The sequence below is a fragment of the Desulfovibrio sp. Fe33 genome, assembly GCF_028532725.1.
In the GTDB taxonomy this organism is placed as follows: Bacteria; Desulfobacterota; Desulfovibrionia; order Desulfovibrionales; family Desulfovibrionaceae; genus Pseudodesulfovibrio.
Genome location: NZ_JAQKGU010000010.1, coordinates 142,398 through 160,327, shown reverse-complemented (window position 1 = coordinate 160,327; position 17,930 = coordinate 142,398). Strand labels below are relative to the sequence as shown.

Annotated in this window: 14 protein-coding genes; 9 read left to right on the top strand and 5 right to left on the bottom strand. The window is 63.1% G+C overall.

Annotated features, from left to right (window positions below):
- The first annotated feature begins 833 nt into the window (after positions 1-833).
- The 9 genes from PSN43_RS13325 (at position 834) to PSN43_RS13285 (ending at position 10,291) form a co-directional block, all read left to right on the top strand.
- Entirely contained in the window at positions 834-2,123 is a 1,290-nt protein-coding gene (locus PSN43_RS13325; RefSeq protein ID WP_272701231.1) for a hypothetical protein, read from the top strand.
- 215 nt (positions 2,124-2,338) lie between these two features.
- A complete protein-coding gene (locus tag PSN43_RS13320; RefSeq protein WP_272701230.1) occupies positions 2,339-3,136 on the top strand; it encodes a DUF3100 domain-containing protein in 798 nt (265 codons plus the stop codon).
- A 2-nt stretch (positions 3,137-3,138) separates the two neighbouring features.
- On the top strand, positions 3,139-3,585 hold the full coding sequence (locus PSN43_RS13315; protein WP_272701229.1) for a hypothetical protein: 447 nt from the start codon (positions 3,139-3,141) through the stop codon (positions 3,583-3,585).
- Complete coding sequence (locus tag PSN43_RS13310; RefSeq protein ID WP_272701228.1) at positions 3,586-4,740, top strand: amidohydrolase; 1,155 nt, start codon at positions 3,586-3,588, stop codon at positions 4,738-4,740.
- An 87-nt stretch (positions 4,741-4,827) separates the two neighbouring features.
- Positions 4,828-6,033: an L-serine ammonia-lyase, iron-sulfur-dependent, subunit alpha gene (locus tag PSN43_RS13305; RefSeq protein WP_272701227.1), complete on the top strand. Its 1,206-nt coding sequence runs from the start codon at positions 4,828-4,830 to the stop codon at positions 6,031-6,033.
- 246 nt (positions 6,034-6,279) lie between these two features.
- Positions 6,280-7,119, top strand: a complete 840-nt coding sequence (locus PSN43_RS13300; RefSeq protein ID WP_272701226.1) for a nuclear transport factor 2 family protein — start codon at positions 6,280-6,282, stop codon at positions 7,117-7,119.
- A 105-nt stretch (positions 7,120-7,224) separates the two neighbouring features.
- Entirely contained in the window at positions 7,225-8,160 is a 936-nt protein-coding gene (locus tag PSN43_RS13295) for a helix-turn-helix domain-containing protein (protein WP_272701225.1), read from the top strand.
- Positions 8,161-8,170: 10 nt separating this feature from the next.
- Positions 8,171-8,851, top strand: coding sequence for a 4Fe-4S binding protein (locus PSN43_RS13290; RefSeq protein WP_272701224.1), 681 nt, complete (start codon positions 8,171-8,173; stop codon positions 8,849-8,851).
- Between the two features lie 162 nt (positions 8,852-9,013).
- Positions 9,014-10,291, top strand: coding sequence for a BamA/TamA family outer membrane protein (locus PSN43_RS13285; RefSeq protein ID WP_272701223.1), 1,278 nt, complete (start codon positions 9,014-9,016; stop codon positions 10,289-10,291).
- 150 nt (positions 10,292-10,441) lie between these two features.
- On the opposite strand, the gene PSN43_RS13280 is transcribed toward PSN43_RS13285, so the two are convergent.
- The 5 genes from PSN43_RS13280 to PSN43_RS13260 form a co-directional block, all read right to left on the bottom strand.
- Complete coding sequence (locus PSN43_RS13280; protein WP_272701222.1) at positions 10,442-13,525, bottom strand: molybdopterin dinucleotide binding domain-containing protein; 3,084 nt, start codon at positions 13,523-13,525, stop codon at positions 10,442-10,444.
- The gene (gene nrfD, locus PSN43_RS13275) at positions 13,518-14,489 is read right to left on the bottom strand and encodes an NrfD/PsrC family molybdoenzyme membrane anchor subunit (RefSeq protein WP_272701221.1); all 972 of its coding nucleotides are present in this window, start codon (positions 14,487-14,489) and stop codon (positions 13,518-13,520) included. The genes PSN43_RS13280 and nrfD overlap by 8 nt, the downstream gene beginning before the upstream one ends.
- Complete coding sequence (locus PSN43_RS13270) at positions 14,482-15,198, bottom strand: 4Fe-4S dicluster domain-containing protein (protein ID WP_272701220.1); 717 nt, start codon at positions 15,196-15,198, stop codon at positions 14,482-14,484. Before PSN43_RS13270 ends, nrfD begins: the two co-directional genes overlap by 8 nt.
- A gap of 229 nt (positions 15,199-15,427) precedes the next feature.
- Positions 15,428-16,075, bottom strand: a complete 648-nt coding sequence (locus PSN43_RS13265; RefSeq protein WP_272701219.1) for a response regulator — start codon at positions 16,073-16,075, stop codon at positions 15,428-15,430.
- Positions 16,068-17,912: a sensor histidine kinase gene (locus PSN43_RS13260; protein WP_272701218.1), complete on the bottom strand. Its 1,845-nt coding sequence runs from the start codon at positions 17,910-17,912 to the stop codon at positions 16,068-16,070. The genes PSN43_RS13265 and PSN43_RS13260 overlap by 8 nt, the downstream gene beginning before the upstream one ends.
- Positions 17,913-17,930 lie beyond the last annotated feature (18 nt).

The window sequence follows — 17,930 nt, the reverse complement described above, 5'->3', positions numbered from 1 at the left end:
ATGTGTCTTTTTCTCAAAGAACGTCCCGCCGTCAGGCGGGAAGAGGGAAACTATGCTTTCGCGTCGTCCCCGTCAACACCTTTTTTCAACTTTTTCCGTTGTTTCAGATGTCGTCCTACCCAAAGGCAGGATGGGGAAGCTAAGCCTTTCGCTTCGCCCCGTCAACACCTTTTTTCAACTTTTTTTCGTCGAAGCGGACGTTGACCCCACTCGTTGGCGGGATGGGAAAACTATGCCGTAGCCCTTCCCAAGTCAACACCTTTTTTCGCCCGGGTTCATCTTTTTTCACCACCTCCCGGGAAAGCCCGTCATACAGCCATTTCCAGCCGCAATCAAACGCACCAATCCGCCCGTCATCGCCCCTGTCCCCTCATGCTTTCGCTGTCGCGAGTAGCAATTGAGGGCAGATCGGCGAGGCGTGATCCACCGCCCCGGCCAGTCCATCGCGGCTGATTCCCTATTCCGAATGCGGCAATTCCCGACTTCACCTTCACCGCCTTGCGCCCCAACCTTCATCATTAAGCCCCCCTCACATCGTTTCAAGCCAGCGAAGCAGGCCGTGCACGGCAGTCCCCGGCTTGATGGACACCTGCTCACCGCCAGGAGGTTTTGCCTCCCGCAAATTGCAGCCCCCTCCCAGGCAACCGAACCGGCCTTCCATGACCAGGCGCTATTTCTATTATATAAGGAGAGGTTCCCATCTGCGCCAGCTCCCCAGGGAATATGGGCCGCCCCTGTTGACAAGCTTGTACGGAAAGGCTAGGAAAAGCTATTTACGGGCATTTTTCGGACAAGACCGTAACTACCCTGTAACAGCTTCCGGCCGGCATGTAATGAAAAAGACAATCGCGCTCATCGGTCCCTCCGACTCGGTGGAAATCATGCGGGAATCCATGGTCCGGTTCTTCCCAAACGTCCCGTACAGGGAATACGTCCGGGAGCGCATTGAAGACACCCACGAAGTCATAGAGCAATGCCAAAGGGAATGCGACGGCCTGCTCTTCTCCGGTATCGGCGTCCAGGAAGCCGCCAAGGCCCGATGCATCCTGACAAGGCCCTACGCCAAGATCGAACGCGGCGCCTACAGCCTTATCCGCGCCTTCTCCGAAGTTATCCGCCAGGGAATCTCCTTCGACCGCCTCAGCATCGACTGCGTCACGCATCAAATCCTGCATGAAGTCGTCCGGGAGTTCGGCATTCCCTTCGGCCAGGTTCATTCCATGCCCTTCTCGACCAAAACGCCGGAACAAGCCTTCCTTGACTGGCACCGCGAGCTCCTGGAGTCCGGCCAGGTCGACCTGGCCATTTCCGGTTTCGGCCTAGTGTATCAGGAACTGGTTTCCCACGGCCACTCGGCGCTCCGCATGTTGCCCAGCTCCCTGCAGGTCCGCGACACGGTAGAGCACCTGCTGACCGCCATCGCAGCCCAAGGGCTTCGCTCCGCAGGCATCGCCATCCAGATCATCCAATTGAGCCGCAACGAAACATACTCCACCAATCAATATGACCGGATGAAGGACGAAGGGCGCTTTTTCCTTGAGCTGCTCGATTACGTCCGTGCCGTCCAGGGCAGTATTTTCACCATCGGCAAGCGTGAATACGTCATTTTCTCCACCAGGGGCGTCATCGAAAGCCCCGAGCACCTGGAGATGTTCGGACTCCTCATAGACTGGGGCCGCAAGAACAGCATCAACGTCAGCTCGGGCATCGGCATCGGCACCACGGCCTATGAGGCGGAGAAATCCGCCCAAACAGCCATCTCGCACAGCCGCGAGCTTCCCGAAGGCGGCCTGTTCCTCGTCCACGACGACCACATTCGAGGCCCGTTGGGGGAAGAGGACGAGCTGCTTTACCGTACGCGGGTCGAGGACAACGCCCTGCTGCGCATCGCCAGGGAGATGGGCACCACGCCCCGCTACCTGGACCGCATCCGGGCCATCATCGAAAAAACCGGCAAGAACACCTTCGACTCCGGCGACCTGGCCGCATGTCTGGGCATCAGCGAACGCAGCGCCAGGCGGGTCCTGAAAAAATTCATGGACAACGGCCATGCTTCGGTGGTGGGTCAGGGCGCTCCCCACACCGTCGGGCGTCCGAAAAAACTTTTCCAAATAAAATTGTAACGTACGCGGTTTTTGTTTTACGCATTTTCGGACATATTTCTGACGTGTCCGTTATAAGACATCCAACCGCATCAACATGGAAAGGGAGGGCAAGAAGAGAGGTCCGAATCCAATGGGAGAGGCCGGCGGGAAGCGGTTCCCCGCTCCAGTGAGGGAGAGGGCGAGGCCGACCGCGCCGGATACGCATCAATCAAACCAACAAAAGGTAACATTCCATGGTAGACGCAATCAAAAACGTGAAGGTCCACCTGCTTGTGCTCGCGCTGGTGGTCGGCTCCGAGCTGATCGGCATTCTCAAGTTCAACGTTGGCCCGGGCATGTTGGTCCTGATCCCCATGCTCTATGCCGTCCTCATCGGCACGTTCATGGGACCGAAATTCCTCAAGGTCGTCAACGACAAGGATATGGGCCACGCCAGCTCCCTGGTCGCCCTGACCCTCATGCTGCTCATGGCCCGCTACGGCACCCTGGTCGGCCCGAACATCCTTGAGCTCATCAAGGCCGGTCCGGCTCTGCTCCTCCAGGAGTTCGGCAACATCGGGACCCTGATCGTCGGCATTCCGGTCGCCATCTTCCTCGGCCTGAAGCGCGAGGCCGTGGGCGCGGCCCACTCCATCGCCCGCGAGCCCAACGTCGCCCTCATCGGCGAGGTGTACGGACTGGATTCCGCCGAAGGCCGGGGCGTCATGGGCGTCTACATCTGCGGCACGGTCTTCGGCACCATCTTCTTCGGCCTGACCGCCTCCATCCTGAGCGCGCTGAACCTGTTCCACCCCTACGCCCTGGCCATGGCCGCAGGCGTCGGATCGGCCAGCATGATGACCGCCACCGTAGGCAGCCTCTCGGCCATCTACCCCGAAATGGCCGACAAGATCCAGGCGCTGGGCGTGGCCAGCAACACCCTGTCCGGGTTGGACGGCCTGTACATGTCCATGTTCATCGCCCTGCCCCTGGCCAACAAACTGTATAAGATCGTGTACCGCATCCGGTACGGCGCCACCCAGGAGGCCTAGTAATGAACAAGATCACGGAATCCGCAATCGTCCTCGTCATCGTGGCCGCCATCACCCTGGTCGGCAACTGGATCGGCTACGGCTTCGGCATCATCGACGCCCTGCCCGGCATGGCCGTGCTCGTGGCGATCTCGCTCCTCGGCATTCTGGCCAGCAAGTACGTCTTCAAGCTGCCCGCCGTCCTTTACGTCATCACCTTCGGGATGATCCTGACCATGCCCGGCGTTCCCGGCAACACCGTCATCGCGGGATGGGTCTCCAAGGTCAACTTCCTGGCCCTGACCACCCCGATCCTCGCCTATGCGGGCGTCGGCATCGGAAAGGACCTGCCTGCCCTGAAGGCGACCGGCTGGCGCATCGCGGTCATCAGCCTGTTCGTCATGGCCGGCACCTACATCGCCTCGGCCGGTATCGCCCAGATCATCCTCAAATCTCTTGGAGAGATCTAAATGCCTCTGAACCCAGAGATCGAAGCCTGTTTCGAAGAAATGCGGGCCATCCGCAGGCACCTGCACACATGCCCGGAAATCGGACTGGAAACAGCCGGGACCGCCGCATTCGTGAAAGGGCAGCTCGACAGCTTCGGCATCGGCTACCAGGACATCGGCGCCAACTCGCTGATAGCCACAGTCGAGGGGCGCAAGCCGGGTAAGACCATCGCCTTCCGCGCCGACATGGACGGATTGGAGATCACCGAAGAAACCGGACTGCCTTATCAATCCCGGACCGAAGGACGTATGCACGCCTGCGGCCACGACGGCCACACCGCCACCATGCTGACCTTCGCCCGCTATCTGGCTGACCACCGGGACTTCGACGGCACGGCGCTTCTCCTCTTCCAATCAGGCGAAGAGGGATTCGGAGGCGCGCTCAAGATCATTGAGGACGGCCTGTTCGAAAAGTTCAATATCGACTTCATGTTCGGATTGCATAACTGGCCCGGGCACGCGGAGAACCACATCATCGTCCACCCGGGTGCCTGCATGGCCTCGGAAGACCGTTTCGACGTGACCATCCGGGGCATGAGCGGGCACGCTTCCTCCCCGGACCTCTGCGTGGAGCCCTTCGCCGCCGTGGCCGACTTCATCGGCGGGGCGCAGTCGATCATCCCCCGCAAGGTCTCGGCGCACGACAAGGCCGTTATCAGCATAACCCAGGTGCATGGCGGCAGCGCGTACAACATCATCCCGGACGAGGTGGTCATTCGCGGCAACGTGCGGACCACCGACGGCGGCGTGCAGGACCTCATCGAGGAATCCCTGGGCCGCCTGGCCGACGGGTTGGCCTCCATCTACGGGGTGCGCACGACGTTCGCCTACCACCGGAAGCATCCGGTGCTGGTGAACTCGACGCCGGAACCGGCCATGAAGGCCGCGGCCCGCGTGGTAGGCGAAGAGAATGTGCGCACCAAGGAACTCCCGGCCATGGGAAGCGAGGACTTCGCCTTCTTCATGCAGCACACCAAGGGGTGCTTCGTGTGGGTCGGCAACGGCAATGATTCGCCTGTCCTCCACAACAGCAAGTTCGACTTCAACGACCACGGCATCCTCGTGGGAGCCTCCTACTTCGCGGAGCTCCTGAAGGAAGTCACGCGGCAGTCCTAAACACCGCCGCATAAACCCATTCCCACAACGCTGCCCGGGACGTCGCGTCCCGGGCAGCCCCATCCATCTTTCACAACGGAACAGGAAATGGATTCTCTGAAAGAGCTCTACAAGAAAGGCAACGGCCCCTCCAGCAGCCATACCATGGGCCCGCAAAAAGCGGCCAGGGAGTTTATGGACCGCACGCCCGGAGCCGCGCGCTACAGGGCTACCCTGTTCGGCAGCCTTGCGGCCACGGGCAAGGGGCATCTCACGGACTGGATCATCGAACAGACCTTGGGAACCGAGCGCACGGAAATCGTCTGGAAGCCGGAGATCGTGCGTCCCTTCCACTCCAACGGAATGATCTTCGAGGCCCTGGACGGCCGGGGAAGCGTCATTGATTCCTGGGAGGTTTACAGCGTGGGAGGCGGCACCATCGCCGAAGCAGATTCGCCGACCCGGGGGACGAAGACCCTGTACCCCCACTCCTCGCTGTCGGCCATCACGGCCTACTGCAAGGAGAACAACCTGGAGCTGTGGCAGTACGCCGAGGAACAGGAAGGGCCGGAACTCTGGCCGTTCCTGGAAGACATCTGGAGAGCCATGCAGGACGCCATAGAACGCGGTCTCAAACGCACGGGAGTCCTGCCGGGCGAGCTGCATTATCCCCGCAAGGCCAGCACGTTCTTCAAAAAGGCCCGTACCCAGTCCGGACCGCTGCGCAGCACGGGCAAGACCTTCGCATACGCCCTGGCCGTCGCCGAGGAAAACGCCTCGGGCGGCAAGGTCGTCACCGCGCCCACATGCGGCTCGGCCGGGCTGATCCCCGCTGTCCTGCGCTCCATGCAGGAGAGCTATGAACTGGGCGAAATGGAAATCCTGCACGCCCTGGCCGTGGGCGGCCTGATCGGCAACATCGTCAAGACCAACGCCTCCATCTCCGGCGCGGAAGTCGGCTGCCAAGGGGAAATAGGGACCGCGTGCGCCATGGCCGGAGGCATGGCCGCCTACCTGTTCGGCGGCTCGCTCATGCAGATCGACTACGCGGCCGAAATGTCCCTGGAGCATCATCTGGGCATGACCTGCGACCCGGTCGGAGGATATGTTCAGGTGCCCTGCATCGAACGCAACGCGGTCTCGGCCATCCGGGCCATCAACGCGGCCGAGTACGTCCTTTTCACGGACGGCGAGCACCGCATCAGCTTCGACCAGGTCGTGCAGACCATGGCGGAGACGGGCCGCGACCTGAAATGCGGCTACCGCGAGACCTCCCTGGCCGGACTGGCCAGACTCGGCATCAGGAAGGGCTGAGGCGACACGCGCCAAAGCGGCTGTCCCTGCCGCCCTCCTTCACCCTCGCGCACCCGGCCCGCGCATCGAACAACCGATGCGCGGGCCGTCAACGACTGTCCGCCTGAAAACGCCCCCCCCGGTTGGGTCCTCACCGGCCAAAAGTGCCACTCTTCCGCCATTCAATCCCTTTCTCCAAGGAGGGGGGCCGGATATTTTTCCTGAACGCGGCATATCCCGCCCGATAAAACAACCAGGAGATATTCCATGAAAAAACTGATCCTCTTGTTGGCCCTCATCCTTGTCGTCGCAAGCGGCGCGCAAAACGCCCGGTCCGAAGGGGAAACCGACCTGTCCCACAAGGATAAGGCCGTCGCCCTGATCCGGAGCATCGAATCCGGCGACAGCGGGCCGGTCTCGTATGTGAATCCCGAAAAGTACATCCAGCACAACCTGCTGGTCGCCGACGGCCTTGCGGGCTTCGGGGCGGTCCTCGCCCAGCTCCCCGCCGGAAGTGCCAAGGCCCGCGTGGTCCGCGCCTTCCAGGACAGCGAGTATGTCTTCCTCCACACCGAGTACGACTTCTTCGGCCCCAAGGCCGGGTTCGACATCTTCCGGTTCGAGAACGGCCTGATCGTCGAGCACTGGGACAACCTCCAGGCCATCGCCCCGGCTAATCCGGCCGGACGGACGCAGTTTGACGGTCCGACCTCCGTCGCCGACCGGGACAAGACCGAGGAGAACAAAACGCTCGTGAAGGGCTTCGTGAAGGACGTGCTCATGGGCGGCAATCCGGGCAAGATCACGGACTACATCGTCCCGGCCTACACCCAGCACAACCCCGCCATCGGCGACGGACTCGAAGCGCTGGGCGCCGCCCTGAAGGCCATGGCCGATGCCGGAACCCCGATGATATACACCGCCAACCACATGATTCTCGGCGAAGGCAACTTCGTGCTCAGCGTGTCCGAAGGCGAATTCCTCGGCAAACCCTCAGCCTTCTACGACCTTTTCCGCGTCGAGAACGGCAGGCTCGTCGAGCACTGGGACACCATCGAGGAAATCCTCCCCAGAGACGCCTGGAAGAACGGCAACGGCAAATTCTAGCGCGACGGACGCCCGGTTCCTTTGCCGGACCGGGCGTCCCTGCTCGAAAAGGAAGGTGAAACGAGTATGGAATGGCGTTCGGGCGGCACAGCCGGGAACCCTTTTATGGCTGGTTCGATCGGCGCGGTCCGTGGTATCGTGGCGGACATGAAGAGCGCAGTACCCACACACAAGGCAGCGGACCACATCGACGTATTGTCCAACTTCGAGATATGGCCCTTCACCGTCGGCACGGGCTGCCCGATCAGCGACCTGAGCGCGGCGCACTGCCACGACTTCTATGTGGTCCACTACGTTACCCGGGGACGCGGAAGGCACGTCATCGACTTCGAATACTACGATATCGAGCCGGGGACGCTGTTTTTCGTTTCGCCGCGCCAACTGCACCTGTGGCAGGTCGAGGAGGAACTGGACGGCTTCATCATGGCGTTCAGCGAAGACTTCTTCCTCTCTTCAGGCGGGCTGGGGGACGGCGTTCCCGAACTGGAATTCTTCCACACCGCCACGCACTCCCCCGCTCTCCGCCTTACCGAAGCCCACGGCCGCGCCATCGCGGCCCAGCTTTGCGCCATGCGAAAGGAATACGCCGAACGCCGCGAAGGATACGTGTCCGTGCTCCGGGCCTCCTTCCACATCTTCATCATCCAGTTGCAGCGCATCGCCGCGGAAGAGATGACACGGGTGAAAGTCCGGAAAGAACACCGGCTGGTGCGCCGGTTCAAACGGCTGGCCTCGGAACTGTACGCGAGCCAGACCAACATTCAGGAATACGCCGGGAAGCTCAACGTCAGCGTGAGCAGGCTCAACGAAGTCATCAAGGAAGGCACGGGGCTCACGCCCGGCCAAATCGTGCGGAACGAACAGGTAATGGCGGCCAAAAGACTGCTTGCCCTTTCCGACATGAGCGTGTCCGAAATCTGTTTCAGCCTCAACTTCGAGGACCCCTCGTATTTCGGACGCTTCTTCAAGCGGGAAACCGGCGCGTCGCCGTTGACCTTTCGGGATTCAATGCGAAACAAATACCATCAATTTTCCAGATAGGAGACGGCTCATGACTCTGCGGGAGATCCATTCGGCCATCGAAAAGATCGGCTGCCTCACTTTCACCACGCTCGACAACGGTGCCATGCACAGCAGAATCGTCAGCGTGTGCGGAGGCGACGACGAGGGCATCTATTTCCTGACGATGAACATCAAGCCCTTTTACCGCCAGTTGAAAAGCAACCCCCATGTGTCCATATGCGGGATTTACCCCTCCGGCCGGAAGGAAGGGAAAAACAAGGTGGGCCAGCCGTATTGGAGGCCAGGCTTTTTCCTGCGCCTCACGGGCGAGGCCCGGGAAATCCAGGAAGACGAAATGAGAAGAAAGGCGGAAGACGGCAGCGAGCCGCACAGATATGCCCTGGAGGATGCGGAACGATACCCGGCGATCAGGCTTTTCTGCATATTCAGGGGCAAAGGGGAAATCTTCGATTACGACTTCGAGATGGAAAACCGCGACCACAAGTTGCTGCGCTCGCGCTTCGCCTTCGGCGGAGAGACCGTCCGGCAGGCCGGTGTCCGCATCGATCCCGACAAGTGCGTAGCCTGCGGAGAATGCCGCGAAGCCTGCACCTTCAAGGCCATCGAGGAAGGCGACGTCTACCGGGTCGACGGTGAACGGTGCGACGAGTGCGGCAGTTGCATCCAGGTCTGCCCACAGGACGCCATCGAATTCCCCGAGACCATGTGACCCGCTCTCCCCGCCCCGGGATGCCGCATTCCGGGGCACGAAACTGTTTTCTCTTCGCGCCGGGAATGCTAACAACGGTCGCGGGGACGATATAGGCGACCCTTTTGCGGATCGGTCGGCGCGCCCCCCCTGAATTCATCTGAACCAGCGGCGGCGCATCCGATGATCGAAACGCTTTTCGCAAGAATCCTGACCGGAACCCTGCTTTTTCTCCTGGCGGGGACATCCGCGGTCTTTTGCCCTCCCGATCCGGCGCGGGCCGAAAGCTTCGGCCCGGCCCTCATCGGCAAGGCGGGGACCGAAGGCGAAAAGACCACCCGTTCACTGCTGATCCCCTTCGCCTTCCGTTCGGATCTGGTCGGGCTGGCCGTGGGCATCGGAGCCGGGGCCACGGGATTCCAGGACGGTCAGATGAGCGTTGCGGGAACCGGATACATATCGACCCAGAAGGCGCTGGTTCTAGTGGGAGCGGTGTCCAATTACCGGGTTTGGAACACGGAGCGGCTCTTCCTGGACACCGTCGGCTCCCTCGGCACCTACCCGCATCTATGGGTTTTTTCCGGGCCGGACGGCGCGGGCGGCAACGCATCGGGAAAGGACCAGCGGCTCAGCGGACGCGGCCACGACAACTGGATCGAAACGAAGTTCAAATACGTCCTGCCGTGGGGCGGCGGCGCGGAAAATCCCATCGCCGATTACCGCCTCAAAAACGGCCTGCTGGCCACCGGAGCCACCGGGGGCGGCGACTGGAATCCCCTCTCGGGAGGACTGACCTATCTCGACGTGACCCCGTTCTTTCGGGACCAGACCATCAAGGAAAGCGATTCCGACGAGGAAGTCTTTGAAACGGTGGGTGTCCGAATGGGGCTGCGCCACGACAACACAGACTTCCCGCTCAATCCGACAGTGGGGAGCAAACAGAAAATCGCCGTTTCCCACGGATTCGACGCCCTCGCGCACAGCGACAGTTGGACGGCCGTGGAAGCCGAATGGAGCAAGTTCTTTTCCCTCGGCCCGACGGATTCCGCCAGCCAGCGCGTCATCGGCATCGACGTCTGGACCGCTGGCACGCTGTCCTCCCAAAGACCTCCGCCGTTTGAAGGCGCGACCCTGGGAGGCATCAACAGGATGCGCGGTTACGACAACAACCGCTTCAACGACCGCGCGGCCCTCTACTACGGGCTGGAATACCGGTACATGCCCCGCTGGAATCCCCTGAAAGACCTCCGGTTCGCCAAGGTCGACTGGGTCCAGGTGACGCTCTTCGGCGAGCTCGGCCGCGTGGCCGACGAGTGGGACCTCATCACTCTCAACCGCGACATGAAGTACGACGCAGGCGTCCGGTTCTCGGCGCTCATCAACGACTACCTGGGCCGCGCCGACTTCGCTTTTTCCCCGGAGACCTGGCACATCCGGGTCATGGTCGGCCTCCCCTTCTGAAGCCGCCCTTCGGAGGCTGACCGACCCGCCCCGCAGACCGTTTCCATATGAATCCACGGCTGTCCCGACGCAGAAGACAGGCCCCCGCGAAAACGATGTTTCCGCGAGGGCCTTCAATCAAGGGAGTTTGACTGTATTGGGGGAACTGGGTCAGACGACCTTTCTCAGGCGCACGGGGATGCCCTGGCGGGCGGCCGCGCCGGTTTCGTGTTCCTGTAGGGTGGAAACGCCCCGGCGGGTGGGGTCTTCCGGGACGAGATCATTGAGGCTGAAGCCGTTGGCTGCGCCCGGGTTGGCCGGAATGACCGAACCGTCCACCTCCACGCTCGCCGCTCCGAGGGCGCGGTGGCCGAAGCCGTGCTCCACGGCGATGACGCCGGGCGCGACCACGGCGCCGACCACCACCCTGGCGCGGGCTGCGGCGGCCGGGCTTTCGATCTCCACCTCGTCGCCGTGGACCAGGCCGAGCCTGGCTGCGTCCTTGTCGTTGACCATGACCATGTTCAGCGGCTTGATGGCCCGCAGCCGATCCAGAACGACGGCGTAGGAATTTATCAGGTTAGACTTGAACGAGGTCATGACAAAGGGGTAGTCGGCCTCGGTCCAGACCGTGCGCAGCTCGCTGCCGTCGCAAAGCCTGGGCGGCATGAAAGTGGCCACGCCGAGGTACGGCTCGCCGGTTTGGGAGTTGATGGAAGTGCCCACGGTCTCGTTGTAGATCTGCATGGTCCGCTTCCACCGCCCGCCCAGCCATTCGCCGTCGTAGCTCTTGGAGTACGGCGCGAACCGGCCCCCCCGGCTGTACACGGCTGCCACCGGGCCTCGTTCGTCGGGCCGCAGGGTGCGCTCGATATCCGGCAGGATGCGCTCGATGCCGGACAGCCTGACGTCCTCCCCACTCGGCGCGGGCAATTCCTGCCCCTTGAAGAAGGCGATGTTGGCCGCCAGCCGCAAATAGTAATCCTCCGGCCCGTTCAGGGGGTCGACCGAGCCGTCTTCGGCCGGGATAGCGTTGTCGCCGAAGCCCGGCAAGTCCATGCGTTTGGCCGCCTCGATGAGGAACTGCTCCATGCACACAGGACGGCCGTCCGCCGTCCTCTCCTGCCGGGGCTCCACGGCGGGCCAGCGTGCCGTGGACATTTTGGTCAACACCCCGGACCATGCGCCGGAGAATCCGCCCCACCCCTCGAACATGCACGGGTCCGGGACGAGATAGTCCGCATAGGCGTTGGTCTCGTTATGGAAGGTGTCGATGCCGATAATCAGCGGCAGGCTTTTCGGGTCCCTGAGGCTTTCGTCCACGGCCCGCTGGAGGCCGCCGTGGCCGTAGATGACGTTGCCGGTCCAGTTGATCCAGCACTTGTAGCGGAACGGGTGGCCGTTCACATGGCTGAGCAGGTGCTCGGCGGGCATGTTCGGCGGGGTGAACGGGTACCAGGGATACAAGGCCGGGTAAGGGTTCTGACCGACGGCCTTTTTCTTTTTGAACTCCGTCGACTTCTGATACGGCGCGCGGCAACGGATGGCCGGGAATCCCTTGGCCTTGACCTGGCCGGGAAATCCTTCAAGGTCGTACTTCGGCCCCTTCATGGCGGGGCCGTGAAAATTGCCCGCCGTGGCCGAAATGCCGCCCTTGGCGTTGATGTTTCCAATAAGCGTGTTCAGCGTCAGCACGGTGAAGGTGGCATTGGCGCCCGAGGTGCTCATCATGCCCCCATGCACGTCCACAACCGCCTTCTTGCCGTGGGAAGTAAACTCCCGGGCCAGTTCGATCATCCGCTCCACGGACACGCCGCAACGGTCGGACATCTCGTCCAGTTCATGGGCCATGGCCTGCTCCTTGAGAAGCTCGAAGGAGGTGGCCGCCTCGACGGTTTCGCCCGACGCAAGGGTAATTTCCCCACGGAACTCCAACACGCCCTCGTCGCTCTTCTCCGAAGAGGCTGGCTTGCCGGTGGCCGCGTCCAGGACAACGAATTCCTCCTCGCCGCCCAGGCCGAGTTGAACCGCCCGAAGGAACTTTCCCCTGGACCCGCCGGACCGGGCCACCAGATAGGTGGCGTTGCTGATGCTGATTTCACCCGCTTTCACAGCGGCGGCCTCATTGGGGCGGACCAGGAAATTCCTGTCGTACCGCCGGTTCTCGATGATCCAGCGGATCATGCCCATGGCCAGCGCCGAGTCCATGCCGGGGGTGATCGGCACCCATTTGGCCCGCTCGCCTACCGCGTCCGAGGCGGGCATACGCAGCACCGGGTCGATGACCGCATAATGCAGCTTGCCGTCCGTCCTGGCCGAAGCCAGGAGCCGGGCCGAACGGTTGAACGGGTTGGAGGCCTGGGACGGCGCGGTGCCCCAGAACAGGGCGAACTCGCAATTGGCGTAGTCCGGCTTGATGTGGGCGTTCTTGGCCAGATCGTCCATGAACATGCCGGAACCGATGCGGAAGGAAAGGCCGCAGTAGGCCCCGTGCTTGCCGAAGTTCTTGGTGCCGAAGGAATTCATGCCGAACCGTCGGAAGAAGAAATCGCTGCGCCCGTCGTCCACGGCGTAGGTCAGAAGCAACTGGTTGCTCTTGGGACCGAATTCCGGGTGCTCGGGGTTGGCCGGGCCCTTGGATTCGCGGATGGCGCGCAGGCCGTCCACACGCCCTTCGCCGAACAGATCACCGCCCTCGACCACCTCTTCCAACAACTGCTCGAAGGGGATGCGCTTCCATTTGTTTTCGCCGCGCTTGCCCGCGCGCTTGAGGCAATGGGTAATGCGGAACGGGCTGTCCGAAGCCTCGAACATGGCCGCCCCGCGCCCGCAGACCGTGGACCGCTGGGCATGGCCCATGTCCTTGTCGGCGGAGAGACGGTCGAGCGCCTCCTTCACCGGCATGGACATGGGGAAGTGCTTCTCGTGAGACAGAGGGTTGTACGGGTTGCCCGCCACCCGGACCACCTTGCCGGTGGCCTCGTCGATGTGCAGACGCACGCCGCAGAAGGTGGTGCACCCCCAGCACTGGTTAAAGGCGATGCGGCTCCCCTTGCCGAGGCTGACCTCACCGTCAGGGGTGCGCTCGTATTCGGGCGGAAGGGACCGGGGGGAGACCTTTTTCGGGTCCTCGGCCGCACCGGTCACGGATTCGGCTTCCGCGCTGCCGGGCCTGATAAGCGCAGCCGCGCCGAGAACGCCCAGCCCGGCGGCCGCGAGACCGTTCCTGACGAGTTCGCGTCTGTCTTTATCCATGTGAATGCTCCTTCCTCACCGTGACGACGTTGCTGAAAAGGGATTTCAGGACCAGGCCCAGCCCCACCAGGAAGACCAGGCTTCCGGCGATGGACAGCAGGGACTGAGCCGAGACGAGATGGGCCGCCGCGCCCGCGTCGACGGCGGTGAACGATTTGCGGGGAACCGCCTGACCGAGGAAAATGAGCCGGATAAAGAAACCGAGTCCCGCCCCGTAGCCAGCCAGCCCGGCCAGGAACGCCAGTCCCCGCGCCTTGACGGCTATCAGGCCGAGCACAGCCCCGGCCACGCCGATCAGTGAAAGCGCGGTCCAGGCCCCGGGAGCGGCCAGAACGTACCCTTCGGGCGGCGTGAGCAGGAAACCGGCTCCGGCGCACAACAGGGACGCTCCGCTCATTGTCAGGAGCAGCCAGCCGGGCGCGGCCTGCCTCCGAAGTCCGCCGAGCAGCGCGGCAAGCCCCGCGCCGCCCGACAGCCCGGCCAGCGCGAAGCCAACCGGCAGCATCCCGGAAGTCCACATGACCCGGCCCTGCAAATAGCCGATTTCGCGCGAAGCGTAGGTCAGCACTCCCAAAGAAAGAAACATCGCCGCCCCGGCCACGAACCGGGAACGGGAATCGCCGTCCGCATCGAAGTACAGGGCCAGCAGGGACACGCCGAGAAACACCGGCAGCAAAAAGGTGCCGATGGTCGTCCAGGAACTGAAGGAGGGCGAGACCATGAACATATACAGATGAAAGGGATTGCCGAGGGACAGCGCGAGCGCGCCCATGCCGGTCATGGCCGAGGCGATGCCCGTGGCGAACAACGTCCTGCGGCCTTCCCCGCTCCTTCCCGCAAGGGTCAGCCCCCCTGCCAGCAGGACCGCGACGGCCGCCGATGTGAGCATGGCCAGGGCGAGCGGCTCCAGGATCTCCCAGGTTATGGCCGGGGGCACGTTGACCAGTTCAATCACCCTAGGCATATCCACCTCCCACCGGCATCGCGCCCTCGGCCATGGGCAGTCCGACATTGGCCGGGCTTTCCAGGAAGGCGTTCAGGTTGACGTAATAGACATTGGGCTTGGTGCCCATTTCCGGGGCCAGCACCTTTATCGCGCCCTTGTGCTCCTTGAGGGTCCGGCTGACCAGGCTTTCGGGATCGTTCATGTCGCCGAAGACGCGCGCCCCGCCCACGCAATTCTCCACGCAGACGGGCAGCAGCCCGGCCTGAAGACGATGGACGCAGAACGTGCATTTGTCCGTGGAACGGGTTTCCGGGTTGATATAGCGGGCATCGTAAGGGCAGGCCTGCACGCAGAAACCGCAGGCCAGACACTTGTCGCTGTCCACCAGGACCAGTCCGTCCGCGTTCTTGTAGGTGGCGTGCACCGGGCAGACCGGCACGCAGGCTGGCTCTTCGCAGTGGTTGCAGAGCCGGGGCAGCGGGGCCACCGTAGGATTCGCGCCCTCGATGACGTACTCACCCACCGAGGCGCGGTATTTCCCCACCGGGACCCGGTTCTCCACGGAACAGGAGACCGAGCAGGAATGGCAGCCCACGCACCTTCTGAGATCTATGACCATTGCGTATCGAGGGGCGTTGCCGCCCCCGGCACGCGCTTCCGCCGCCCTGAGCGCGCCCAGGGCGGGCACCCCGGCACAGGCGAGCTTGAGAAATTTCCGTCTGTCCATGAAACCTCCGGTTGCGCTTTTCGCGTTTACCGGAAGAATGCGACGGTTTTGCGACCGGAACAATCGGGAAGCTTCTGATTCGACGGTTCCTTTTTTCAGGCCGTTGCGGCGGCAGACACAACGGCACCTTAATTAAAAACAATATGTTAGAGAATATAAGCCTGACACGGACCGACGCAGCCCACGGCCAAGGGTGGGGAATTTCCCGAAGGAAGGTGCCGGACGGGCGTCAGACCGAGATCAGCCCGTGGCGGATGGCCAGCTTGGTCAGGTCCGGAATGGTCCCGACATCGAGCTTTTCCATCAGATTGTACTTGTGGGTCTCCACGGTCTTGGGGCTGATGTGGAGCTTGGCCGCCGCTTCCTTGACGGTGAGACCGTCGGCCAAAAGCCGGAAGACCTCCAGCTCGCGCGGACTCAGATGATCGAACAAGGCCGCCTCGCCCGCACGCTCCGGGGAGAGCTGACGCAGGAGCGCGGCCGGATCGATGGTCGTAAAATACGTCTTCCCGGCCATGACCGCCTCCACGGCGGCGCACAGTTCGGCGGGCGGACCTTCCTTGAGCACATGGCCGGAAATGCCCGCCTTGAACAGCTCCAGGATGAACCGCTGGTCCGAGTGCATGGTGTAAATGATGATCCGCGTGTCCGGCGAGACCTCGCGGATGCGCTCGGTGGCTTCCACCCCGTCCATCTCCGGCATGGAGATGTCCATGATGACGATATCCGGGCGCAACGCGCGGGCGCGGTCCACGGCCTCGACGCCGTTGGCGGCCTCGCCCACGATCTCGATGTCGCGGCGCGGGGCGAGCAGGCTGCGGATGCCCGCGATGACCACCTGATGGTCGTCGGCGATAAGCAGGGAGGTCTTATGCATCGTTGTTTTCCCGGATGTTCAGCTCGGCCAGTATCTGCGTGCCCCGGCCGGGTGCGGATTCGAGGTGGAAAGCCCCTTCCAGTTGGACCATGCGTTCCTTCATCAGGGTCAGTCCCAGGCTGCCGGACGACCCCGCCGCCTCGGCCACGGCCGCCGGGTCGAACCCCCGGCCGTCGTCCTCGATGGTCAGGTTGAGCCGCCCGTCCCGGTCGATCAAGCTGATGTGGACCTGCCTGGCCCCGGCGTATTTGACCGTATTGGTCAGGGCCTCCTGGGTGATCCTGTATAGGGCCAGCTCCTTTTGGCTGTCAAAACGTTTGGGCACGCCCTTATGGAAGAAATGAATGTCGAGATCGGTGGCGGCGCGATACTCGTCGAGCAGCGCCTCGATGGCCTGGGCCAGGCCGAGATACTCCAAAGTGTCGGGCCGAAGCCCCTTGGAAATAGACTTGATGTCGCGCTGGACCAGGGTGATCTTGTCCGCCGCGCTCTCCAATTGCCCCCGGCAGCACCCGTCCGACGAGGCCAGGGACTCCAATGCGGCCTGCAAATCAAGCCGCAGGGTGGTCAGAAGCTGCCCGGTGTGGTCGTGCAGTTCGCGGGCCACTTCCCGGCGGTCCTCCTCCAGCAGGTTGATAAGGTCGCGGGACAGTATCTTGCGCTGCTCGTGCTCCCCTGCCAAGCGGCTGTGAATCTTGCGCAGCTCCTCATTGGCCTCAGCCAGTTCGCGGGTGCGCTCGCGCACGCGGTCCTCAAGCTCCCTGCGGGCCTCCTCCAGGGCGTGTTCGGCCTTGAGCCGGGCGTCCAACTCGGATTTGAGGGTGGCGGTCTTGGCGTCCACCTCGGACTCCAGCTCCGAGGCGTGGAGTAGGAGCCGCCCGGTCAGCGGACGCAGCAGCCGCCACAGGCCGATGAGGCAGACCGCATAAATGAGCAGGGAGTAAAGGGCCAGTTGGATGAGCCGCAACCTGATCGGGTTGTACAACTCCCGTTCGTTGATGGACACGGCCAGTCCCCATCCGCTGCCGCTCACCGGGGTATAGGCCGTGACCTCGTCGCCGAAGGCCAGGATGCCGGATTTCCCGGCCACGGCCAGACGCAACGCCTCCGCCTGGCTGCCCGCCGTCCCGACCGTTCCCCCGGTTCCGTCAGGAAACGGCGCGACGCCGTTCCCTGTAGCGTAGCCGAGGCCGATGGCTCCCGCGCCCCGGACGTTGCGTCCGCTTTCGACGATCCCGAGGAGCCGGGAAATGTTCATGACCACCAGGTCCACGCCAAGCCTGCGCCCGGGACGATCCCGAATGGGCGCGGCGATGACCAGACACGGAACGCCCCCCAGAACCGAGGGGGCGGAGAAGCGCACGTCCCCGGCGGACGACGCCAAATCCTCGGCAAGGGCCTCGGGCACGGGCACGCCCACCGAGGTCACGAAACGGCCGTCCCGATCCAGGCGGGTCAGGCCGACCACCTCCTCGGACAGGTTCATGGCGTCTTCCAGCTTGGGCCGGGTAAAGGCGGCCAGCTCCTCCAAAGAGACGCGGCCCGCGCTGTACGCGGCCAGCTCCTCCCGGATGCGGGTCCGGCTTGTGACCTGCCGCGACAGGTCCACGGCCCGGCGGCACCACTCGCCAACGGCCAGGGCGCGGGTCTCGGCGATATGGGCAAGCCCGGCCTCCTCGGCCTGCTCAAGTTGGCTGAACAGCGTCGCAACCACGGAAAGTCCCACGCCGAGCGCCAGAACGAGCAACGCGCCGGAAGCGTAGAGAAAGAGCTGTTTCTTGAGCCGGTCCGACAGCCGGGAGCCGGAATTGCGCGGAGATGTCGTGGGTTCGGGCATGGTTGTGGTCCTTCCCCC

What these genes read in the sequence shown, in the direction of transcription:
- PSN43_RS13265 (WP_272701219.1), bottom strand. Translation starts at nt 16,075, where the DNA reads ATGCATAAGACCTCCCTGCTTATCGCCGACGACCATCAGGTGGTCATC.
- PSN43_RS13285 (WP_272701223.1), top strand. Translation starts at nt 9,014, where the DNA reads ATGATCGAAACGCTTTTCGCAAGAATCCTGACCGGAACCCTGCTTTTT.
- PSN43_RS13270 (WP_272701220.1), bottom strand. Translation starts at nt 15,198, where the DNA reads ATGGACAGACGGAAATTTCTCAAGCTCGCCTGTGCCGGGGTGCCCGCC.
- PSN43_RS13310 (WP_272701228.1), top strand. Translation starts at nt 3,586, where the DNA reads ATGCCTCTGAACCCAGAGATCGAAGCCTGTTTCGAAGAAATGCGGGCC.
- PSN43_RS13325 (WP_272701231.1), top strand. Translation starts at nt 834, where the DNA reads ATGAAAAAGACAATCGCGCTCATCGGTCCCTCCGACTCGGTGGAAATC.
- PSN43_RS13320 (WP_272701230.1), top strand. Translation starts at nt 2,339, where the DNA reads ATGGTAGACGCAATCAAAAACGTGAAGGTCCACCTGCTTGTGCTCGCG.
- PSN43_RS13315 (WP_272701229.1), top strand. Translation starts at nt 3,139, where the DNA reads ATGAACAAGATCACGGAATCCGCAATCGTCCTCGTCATCGTGGCCGCC.
- PSN43_RS13295 (WP_272701225.1), top strand. Translation starts at nt 7,225, where the DNA reads ATGGCTGGTTCGATCGGCGCGGTCCGTGGTATCGTGGCGGACATGAAG.
- nrfD (WP_272701221.1), bottom strand. Translation starts at nt 14,489, where the DNA reads ATGCCTAGGGTGATTGAACTGGTCAACGTGCCCCCGGCCATAACCTGG.
- PSN43_RS13300 (WP_272701226.1), top strand. Translation starts at nt 6,280, where the DNA reads ATGAAAAAACTGATCCTCTTGTTGGCCCTCATCCTTGTCGTCGCAAGC.
- PSN43_RS13290 (WP_272701224.1), top strand. Translation starts at nt 8,171, where the DNA reads ATGACTCTGCGGGAGATCCATTCGGCCATCGAAAAGATCGGCTGCCTC.
- PSN43_RS13280 (WP_272701222.1), bottom strand. Translation starts at nt 13,525, where the DNA reads ATGGATAAAGACAGACGCGAACTCGTCAGGAACGGTCTCGCGGCCGCC.
- PSN43_RS13260 (WP_272701218.1), bottom strand. Translation starts at nt 17,912, where the DNA reads ATGCCCGAACCCACGACATCTCCGCGCAATTCCGGCTCCCGGCTGTCG.
- PSN43_RS13305 (WP_272701227.1), top strand. Translation starts at nt 4,828, where the DNA reads ATGGATTCTCTGAAAGAGCTCTACAAGAAAGGCAACGGCCCCTCCAGC.